Source organism: Actinomyces sp. oral taxon 849 str. F0330 (assembly GCF_000239715.1).
GTDB classification, from domain to species: domain Bacteria; phylum Actinomycetota; class Actinomycetes; order Actinomycetales; family Actinomycetaceae; genus Actinomyces; species Actinomyces johnsonii.
This window is the reverse complement of the sequence record NZ_JH470348.1, coordinates 486066-493578: the sequence shown is the minus strand read 5'-3', so window position 1 is coordinate 493578 and position 7513 is coordinate 486066. Positions and strand designations below refer to the sequence as shown.

Below are 7513 nucleotides of genomic sequence, written 5' to 3'. Positions count from 1 at the left end.
GGTCGATGCCCGGATCCTCGCCGAGCACCTGCTGGGGCGGGCCCTCCTCCTGGCCGACGGCGCCGACGGAGACTTCCCGGCCGCTTATGACGCGCTGGTGCTGCGCCGCGAGTGCCGTGAGCCCCTTCAGCACATCATCGGGCGCATGTGGCTGCGGGGTGCCGAACTCATCAGCCGTCCCGGCGTGTTCATCGTGCGCCCGGAGACCGAGGTGGTGGCCGGAGCCGCCATCGAGGCCGCCCGCGAGGTGATGGCCGGCGGCGGGGGAGTGGTTCTGACCGCCGACCTGTGCACCGGTTCGGGAGCGATCGCCGCCTGCGTCGCCAAGGAGGTGCCAGGAGCCCGGGTGGTCGCCGTCGAGATCAGTGAGACCGCCGCGACCCTGGCCCGCGAGAACTGCGAGCGGCTGGTCCCCGGACGCGTCGAGGTGATCCACGCCGACGCCACCGACCCGCTTGTCCTCCACGACCTCAACGGGCAGATCGACGTCGTCGTATCCAACCCGCCCTATGTGCCGGCCGGCGCCGTGGAGGATACTGAGACCTCCCAGCACGAGCCCACCGTGGCCCTCTACGGCGGGGGACCCGACGGTCTGGACATCCCGATCGACGTCCTCGTGCGTTCGGTCGCGCTGTTGCGCACCGGCGGTGTACTCGTCATGGAGCACGATCACGAGCAGGGGGCGCTGCTGCGCGCGGCCGCGCTCGGGGCTGGGTTCAAGCAGGCTGAGACCGGGCAGGACCTCACCGGCCGCGACCGCTACCTGCGCGCCGTGCGGTAAACCCCGCCGACGGGGCCAGCAGTGCTCGGACCGCCTGCCGCCTCTGCAGCCGGCGTGCTGGATACTCTGGTCATAGTTCTGCGGTTCTGAGAGAATAGTTCTGTGGCGGATAAAGTGACGATCGATACCAAGGCGCTGGCGGAGGCATGCGCCCGGTTCGGTGTTGCTCGATTGCGTGTTTTCGGGTCGGTACTTACCGATCATTTCGATCCCTATACCAGCGACATTGACTTTCTTGTTGATTTCCAAGCGGGTCGTAATGATCGATTTGCTGATTTCTTCGGTCTGCAGGATGAGTTGACGAGGATCTTCGGCAGGAAGATTGACCTGGTCGTTGCAGAGTCGGTCAAGAATCCTTACTTCAAGTCCTCGGTGCTGAGGGGTGCTGAGGATGTCTATGCGGCCTGAGTCCTATGCTCACATCTGGGATGCTCTTCAGGCGGTGCGAGCCCTGCGACGATTCACGCAGGGTGTGAGTGAAGAGGAGTACCTGTCAGACCTGATGTTGAGTTCCGCTGTCGAACGGCAGATCGAGATCCTCGGTGAGGCGCTGAATAGGGTGCGGAAATCTGATCCACAAACGGTTAACCAAATTCCTGACATTCATCGAATTATTGGAATGCGTAATGTTATTGCTCATGAGTATGGGAGTGTGGATAGTCAACTCGTTTGGGCTGCGGCGACGACTCGTATAGTGGTGCTTGAGACGATCTTGGCTGAGATGCTCCAGGATACTCATTGGCCTGAGTGACGGCGCCGAAAGCCTACCCGAGCCCGACCGCGGCGGGTACTTGATTCGGCTGCGTGATGCTCTCTCGCATTCGGTGAGCTGAGACGCCGCAGTTCGAGCGTATGCGGACTGATCAGGCGTGTCAGGGAGTCCAGCTGGACGTGGCCGTTCTGTTCAAGACGGGATGTCGTAGGCGACATACGGTGTCGCTATGGCACTACGACTCGGATTCATCGGCATCGTGACTCGCAATATGTCCGCCTCACTCACCTTCTACCGTCTGCTTGGAGCGGCCGTTCCTGAAAGGAGCGACGAGCCGCACGTCGATACCAGGCTCGAAGACGGCACCGTTCTTGCATGGGACACCATCGACCTCATTCGCCATCTTGATCCCGGTTATGAGTCGCCCTCGGGAGGTCACCGCATCGCCCTGGCCTTTGACCAGGGGACAGTGAGTGCCGTGGACGATACCTATGCCAGGCTCGTCGAAGCAGGATACGAAGGCCGCACCAAGCCATGGGATGCTCCCTGGGGGCAGCGCTACGCCACGGTGCTCGATCCTGACGGCAACAGCGTCGACCTCTTCGCGGCCTTGGAGAACTGAGCCGGCGTCGCCCCGACCAAGCGCGTGAACTCACGAGTCATATGTGACTGATCCGCATAACTCGTAGTCACTGACACATCGGCCAGTGAAAGTCCCCGCTGGAGAAGTGAGCGTGCTCGGGATGCACGCTCAATACGTGCCAGAGTGGTGTACCCGTAGCCGAAGGTCTCCAGCATTCGTCTGCGCAGCGTGCGCTCCGACCAGCCCAGAGCTCGGGCGGCCTCTCGCGCTGGCGCTCCGGTCCGGGCGAGTCGGTGCGCCGTCGTCACCCACGGCTCCGCCTGGTCGGCGAGCAGCGCAGAGAGTACAAGCTCGGGGTGGGAAGCGGTGCTCGCTCGCATCATCAGGTCGTACAGGGCAACCGCCTCCGACCCCAACGCGGTGCGCAGCTCCACTACTCGGTCCCTCAGCTCGCTGAGGGCCACGGGCAGGATCCTGCGAGCGGTGCCCGCCTCCAACCTCAAACCGACAGTGGGGTCAATGTCGTCGGCGGGAGCGTGGATGACACGAGTCTGCGGGCCGCACAGGAGCACCTGCTCGCTGCGGACAATGAGGTCGACGCATCCGTCAGCAGGAATGGTGGTGGCGCTGCTGCCCGCCGATCGCCAGAGCGTGCGCTGCTCACTCAGGACCGTCTCGGAGTACACCTCTCTATCGTGGAGCCGTGAGCGATGCGAGTCCAGAGACCTGTAGAGGATGGATCGTCAGAGTGGATCCGGCACTATACGTATACGCGCGTGGGGAAATATTAGCGAGCTCAGAAGTTGTCGCCGTCCTTGGTTGATAGCTGCTCCGCAGACTCGTGAATCACCTCGGTGGCGTCCTCAAGGAAGGTAATCAGCTGATCGACCCGGTTTTCGGGCCAGCCCTCCACCAGGGCGGTCAGCCTCCGATTGGCGGGCAGGAACATCTGGGCAAGGCGATCAACGCCCGTGGCATGGATGGTGAATGAGCGCAGGTCTGTCTCACTGGGACGACGATCGACCCAGCCGTCGCGGGTGAGTCGGCGTAGCACGCTTGTCATCGTTGTTGTCCCCATCCGGGTTCGGCGGGCAAGGGCAGTGGGGGTCTGCGGACCCTCGCGGTGCAGGACGTCGAGCACCGCCAGATCGCTGTCGTTGAGCCCGGTTTGCGCCGCTACAGCGCGGTTGCTGGCGGCGAGCTCACTGTTCATAGCACGCAACGCCCGGATGAGACGCTGATCATGAATCCGTCTGCTCAAGCGATCCTCCTGATCCGGTTGAACGTGGATGGGTGTCAGGATAGATCGACGACGAGCTTGCCGCGGACGTGGCCCTTTGCCAGCTCGGTGTAGGCGGCGCGAACCTGCTCCAATGTGTATGGGTACGTGCGAGCGATCTCGACCTTGATGACGTCGTCCGCCACCAGTTGTGCTACTTCCTCGAGGTCGATGCGTCCACTACTGTGTCGCGAGCCGGTGAACTGCGCTCCCCTGAGTATCGCCGTGGGTGAGGGAACCAGAGTGCCAATGGAACGGCCCGTCAGCCCGAGATCGCGGCCAAGTTGTACGTAGGTGCCGCCGTAGCAGTCCAGGAGCTTGGTGATAGGTGACGGAGCTGCCTGGCGAACCCGACTTGTCAGGTTCTCACCGTAGGTGACTGGAATGGTGCCCAAGGAGCGGAGATATTCGGTATTGCGGGCGCTGGCGATTCCGATGACGGTGGCGCCTCGGCTCACGGCCAGCTGAGCGGCAATCGAACCCACACCGCCTGCTGCGGCACTGATGACAGTGACATCGCCCTCGTGCAGGTTCAGCTGCCTGAACGCACCGCACGCGGTTTGCGAGGCAACACCCAGACAGGCCGCCTGCGTGAACGACAACGAGACCGGCTTCTTGACGACGTCCTCGGCGGGTGCCACCAGCTCGGTGGTGAGTGCTCCGCGGGTGTCGGCCTGGCCTGGTGCGCTTCGCAAGGTGCCCAGTACGGCGTCGCCCACGGCGAGGTCCGTGACGTTCGCGCCGACGGCATCAATGACACCTGCGAAGTCTCGGGCCACGCCCCTGGGGAAACGGGAAGATGCGACCTCGAACCAGCGTCGAGGATGAATGAGGCGCTGAACCCGTTCAACCGGTCGCAGGTCGCCTTCGAAGGTCTTGAAATCGAGGGGATTGAGCCCGACGGCGCGCACCGCGATGCGTACCTCTCCGTCACCGGGCGCCTGCATCGGGCGCTCGACCTCCTCCAGGACCTCTGGTCCGCCGAATCTCTGGTACTCGATCGCTCGACTCATGGAAGCCTCCTCGGACTCGCTCGACAGCGAGATGCTGTGCTCACCTTGAACTAATACGCGAAATGATAGTACGAGATTCGTACTAGTTTGGGCAAGGAGGTATCTCTGGATAGGGCCTGTGGGCTCTTCAGGGAGAGGAATGTGGTCAGTCGCGACTTCGCCGTTTGCACCCAGGGACGCAGCGTCACTGCGCCCAGTGCTCACTGCTCGACAGTGTCGTCGATGCCAGCAACGCTTCCTTTGTTGGCGAGCCCGAGTACATCCAGGATGATGTCGCGGTTTCAGTCGTTGACTATGAGTGCGAGTTTTGAATCGGGTCGGCCAGGTCGTGTCCAAATCTGCAACAAACGCCCAGGCTGGGCTCGTCTCGATGGGGGAGAACCGCATGATTTCGCGGTTTTCTTCAGTGGGAGAAATTGAACCTCGACCCCTTTGTTACAGATTTGGACATGGGTGGCTCCCCAGGTGCCCGCTCGGGGTCCGGCGCGGCTGGGGGCGGTTTCCTGCTTAAGGCGAGGGTTCCTCTCCGGCGGCTTGCCGGTAGCAGCGCGATGCCTCGGTAACCCGGCTGGTCAACGTCGCCAGGGTCTTCAGGTCCTTCTCGCCGATCTCCTGACCGACGGCATCGGCCCAGGCGTGCTGCTCCGCAGTCAGCGCCGCGATCGCTCGCCGTCCCCTGTCGGTCAGGACGAGTAGGTTCTGACCGCGCCGCCCGGGATTGGGCTGCCAGTGCGCCCAGTCCTGCGCGACGACATCATTGGCCACCCGTTGCACGCTCTGCCGCGCCAGTCCGACCCGACGCGCGATCTCGGCAACCGGTAGCGGTTCCTTCAGGACGGCGCCTAGCACCTGCCACCGGGCCGGGGTCAGCTCATGCCGGGCCGTGAACACCGCAGCCGCCTCCAGGAGCTCCCCGTTGAGCGCGAAGACGGGAAGGACCAGGGCGGTGAGGGCGTCCCCCTCAGGCGTTCTGCCAGGCACTGGTCGCCTCCATCAGAGCCATGTAGTCCCTCTCCCGGCCGTTGAGGAAGACCTGCTCCCAGGAGTCGACTATCGCATCGGGCACGAGCCCGGTGACCCGCATGACCTCCGCAGTGAAGGGGACGGCGTGGATGCCTGAGGCGGTGGTGACTCCCCGGTCAGTCACCACCGGTGCCTCCTCGTAGTTCGCGCCTCCTCGGTATCCACTGGTCTCCAGGTAGGAGGCGGCGTTCGAGGTGTGGTGGCGCTCGTCCAGGAAGCTGCCCCGGGCCAGCAGGAGCGTGGCGCCGCAGATCGCCGCCACCGGAACCTCCTTATCCACGAGATGGCCGACCATCTCGATGAGTCGCTCGTGCCCGGCCTCATAGTGGTCCCCTCCGGGGATGACCAGGGCTGCGAGCGAGCCGTCGTCGGCCAGGGCCTGCAGGGCGTCGAGGTCGGCCTCCGGCGCCAGCGGCAGGTTCCCGAGCGTACGCACCGGCTCCAGCCCGTCGCCCACGAGCAGCAGCCGAAAGCGCCCAGGCTTGAGCTGCTCCGCGCCTGTGATCTGAGTGGTGAGGTAGGCGTACTCCCAGTCCGCCATGGTCTCGGTCGTGTACAGGGCGATGGTGCGCATCTCGGCTCCTCTCCGTTTCTTCGAAGAACTTCTTTGAGTGTGCACTACATGCTCGTATCTCACAGTAGTTTTGGTGATGAGTTACTGACTAACTTCGTAAACTCAATGTCATATATTACCTATATTATATAGGTAATGTCTATCATTTCTCACATGTAACGTTCTGCCTGTTTTAGGGTGTTTCTGGAGGTGTCTAACTGATGTGTTAAAAATCGTGACAACTACAGGATTCGGGGGTACCCTAGGTGTCTAGGGTTCCTTGGTGTGTTTTTGATTGGGGGCGAGACCTGTTCGACAAAAAAGGTTGTGTTGTGCGAGTGAGATGTAGAGATTCTTCTAAAGGTGCTTGGGAGTTCTGAAATGGAATCGATTTCTGACGGAAGTGGTGTCGGGTCTGATGTGGCGTCGAAGTCGCCGCAACTCGATGTGCTGTTGACTGGGTATGCTGCGCAGCGCGCGGATTGCTCGGCAATATATGGGGCTTCGACAAATATGTTGGGGTTTATAGTTGGGACGATGGGATTTGTTGCCATACTTGTCGGTGATCCTGGCCGAGTTCCGCCAATCTGGCTGGCTTTAGCTGCTATGTTGCCTTGGGGGATGTTGTCGTACCATTCACTTATTGTTGGAATGAATGCTGGTCACTCCTATGTCTGTGAGGTTTATGAGCAGCTCATTGCTGAAGCGGCACCTGAAGGACTCATATATCACGATAAAGGAAAGAAAGACAAGATAATTTTAGGTGTGACCGTTGGAGAGCGATTCTTGGATCCTAGAAGGGCCTCTATCTCAAGGTCTGCAGCCTCATTTTTCGCATTCTTCGCTAGTTTGTTCCTGCCGATCCTGTACTCTGTTTCAATCTTGAGTGGTCTCTGGGATCGGAGTTGGGGTTGGTTTGTGTTTGCTGCAACTTTCGCGTCGCTTGGATTCATTATTGTCTTAGTTAATGATGTGAAAAATTTGGTGCGACCGGAGGTTAAGGAGATTGATGAATTGCTGACATCTTTTAGGTGAGGCTTTTTGGGGTTGGTTTGGTTTGCTGTGCTGCTGGAAATTATTTTGGTTTAAGTATTCCTGCGGTGGTTCTGTGTTTGGATGGGTACTATCTTAGTGTGGTGAGGGTGATCAGTATTTTTTAATGAGTTTTGGGGTGCTTCCAGTAAAGAGGGAGTCTCGATGGTAGGGATTTGAGTTTGCCAAGTGCAACGGGTGCATGTTGGCTGCTCGGCTAAGGAGTGTCATTGCTGAGGTGCGGAACGTATCGGTGCCCTGGCCTAGGCTTGGCCCCACGATGAACGCGATGAACTCCCTCTTCGGCGCCCTGCCCATGCCCGGCTCCAGCGGTGCGGCCACACCGCCGCCCGAGGCCGCACTACCCGCCCTCATCCCCACCGCCGGGCCCTTCGACGACGACTCCTGGGCCGACGTCGAGGCACCGGAGGAGGACTGGGGCCCCGAGGACGCCCCGCCGCCCGAGGACGAGGCCGCCGCAGCCCCCACCTGGGAGGAGCGTCAGGACGAGGTCTCCGCCCTGGTCGCCCGGGCCCA

11 protein-coding genes are annotated in these 7513 nt (G+C 61.3%); 6 read left to right on the top strand and 5 right to left on the bottom strand.

Features of this window, described 5'->3' with window-relative positions; translation table 11 throughout:
* The 4 genes from prmC to HMPREF0975_RS14550 form a co-directional block, all read left to right on the top strand.
* Nucleotides 1–781 (top strand): peptide chain release factor N(5)-glutamine methyltransferase (gene prmC, locus HMPREF0975_RS01985; protein ID WP_009232436.1); only part of this gene is annotated, 781 nt, incomplete at its 5' end.
* A 102-nt stretch (nucleotides 782–883) separates the two neighbouring features.
* The gene (locus HMPREF0975_RS01980) at nucleotides 884–1189 is read left to right on the top strand and encodes a nucleotidyltransferase family protein (RefSeq protein WP_009232435.1); all 306 of its coding nucleotides are present in this window, start codon (nucleotides 884–886) and stop codon (nucleotides 1187–1189) included.
* On the top strand, nucleotides 1173–1532 hold the full coding sequence (locus HMPREF0975_RS01975) for a HepT-like ribonuclease domain-containing protein (RefSeq protein ID WP_081697245.1): 360 nt from the start codon (nucleotides 1173–1175) through the stop codon (nucleotides 1530–1532). The genes HMPREF0975_RS01980 and HMPREF0975_RS01975 overlap by 17 nt, the downstream gene beginning before the upstream one ends.
* A gap of 190 nt (nucleotides 1533–1722) precedes the next feature.
* Nucleotides 1723–2115 carry a VOC family protein gene (locus HMPREF0975_RS14550; RefSeq protein WP_009232434.1) on the top strand — a complete coding sequence of 131 codons (393 nt, stop codon included), beginning with the start codon at nucleotides 1723–1725 and terminating at the stop codon, nucleotides 2113–2115.
* Here the strand turns inward: HMPREF0975_RS14550 and HMPREF0975_RS01970 are convergent.
* From HMPREF0975_RS01970 to HMPREF0975_RS01950, 5 genes are all read right to left on the bottom strand, one after another.
* Complete coding sequence (locus HMPREF0975_RS01970) at nucleotides 2052–2762, bottom strand: helix-turn-helix transcriptional regulator (protein ID WP_009232433.1); 711 nt, start codon at nucleotides 2760–2762, stop codon at nucleotides 2052–2054. The genes HMPREF0975_RS14550 and HMPREF0975_RS01970 overlap by 64 nt on opposite strands.
* 110 nt (nucleotides 2763–2872) lie before the next feature.
* Nucleotides 2873–3337, bottom strand: a complete 465-nt coding sequence (locus tag HMPREF0975_RS01965; protein WP_232212429.1) for a MarR family winged helix-turn-helix transcriptional regulator — start codon at nucleotides 3335–3337, stop codon at nucleotides 2873–2875.
* Nucleotides 3338–3372: 35 nt separating this feature from the next.
* The gene (locus HMPREF0975_RS01960) at nucleotides 3373–4368 is read right to left on the bottom strand and encodes an NADP-dependent oxidoreductase (protein ID WP_009232431.1); all 996 of its coding nucleotides are present in this window, start codon (nucleotides 4366–4368) and stop codon (nucleotides 3373–3375) included.
* Nucleotides 4369–4875: 507 nt separating this feature from the next.
* The gene (locus tag HMPREF0975_RS01955) at nucleotides 4876–5349 is read right to left on the bottom strand and encodes a MarR family winged helix-turn-helix transcriptional regulator (RefSeq protein WP_009232430.1); all 474 of its coding nucleotides are present in this window, start codon (nucleotides 5347–5349) and stop codon (nucleotides 4876–4878) included.
* A complete protein-coding gene (locus HMPREF0975_RS01950; RefSeq protein WP_009232429.1) occupies nucleotides 5330–5965 on the bottom strand; it encodes a DJ-1/PfpI family protein in 636 nt (211 codons plus the stop codon). The genes HMPREF0975_RS01955 and HMPREF0975_RS01950 overlap by 20 nt, the downstream gene beginning before the upstream one ends.
* A gap of 360 nt (nucleotides 5966–6325) precedes the next feature.
* Between HMPREF0975_RS01950 and HMPREF0975_RS15370 the strand changes: the two genes are divergently transcribed.
* Together HMPREF0975_RS15370 and HMPREF0975_RS15990 are read left to right on the top strand one after the other, a co-directional pair.
* Complete coding sequence (locus HMPREF0975_RS15370; RefSeq protein WP_009232428.1) at nucleotides 6326–6979, top strand: hypothetical protein; 654 nt, start codon at nucleotides 6326–6328, stop codon at nucleotides 6977–6979.
* Nucleotides 6980–7265: 286 nt separating this feature from the next.
* The coding region (locus tag HMPREF0975_RS15990; protein WP_049939320.1) for a hypothetical protein at nucleotides 7266–7513 on the top strand (248 nt) is incomplete at its 3' end.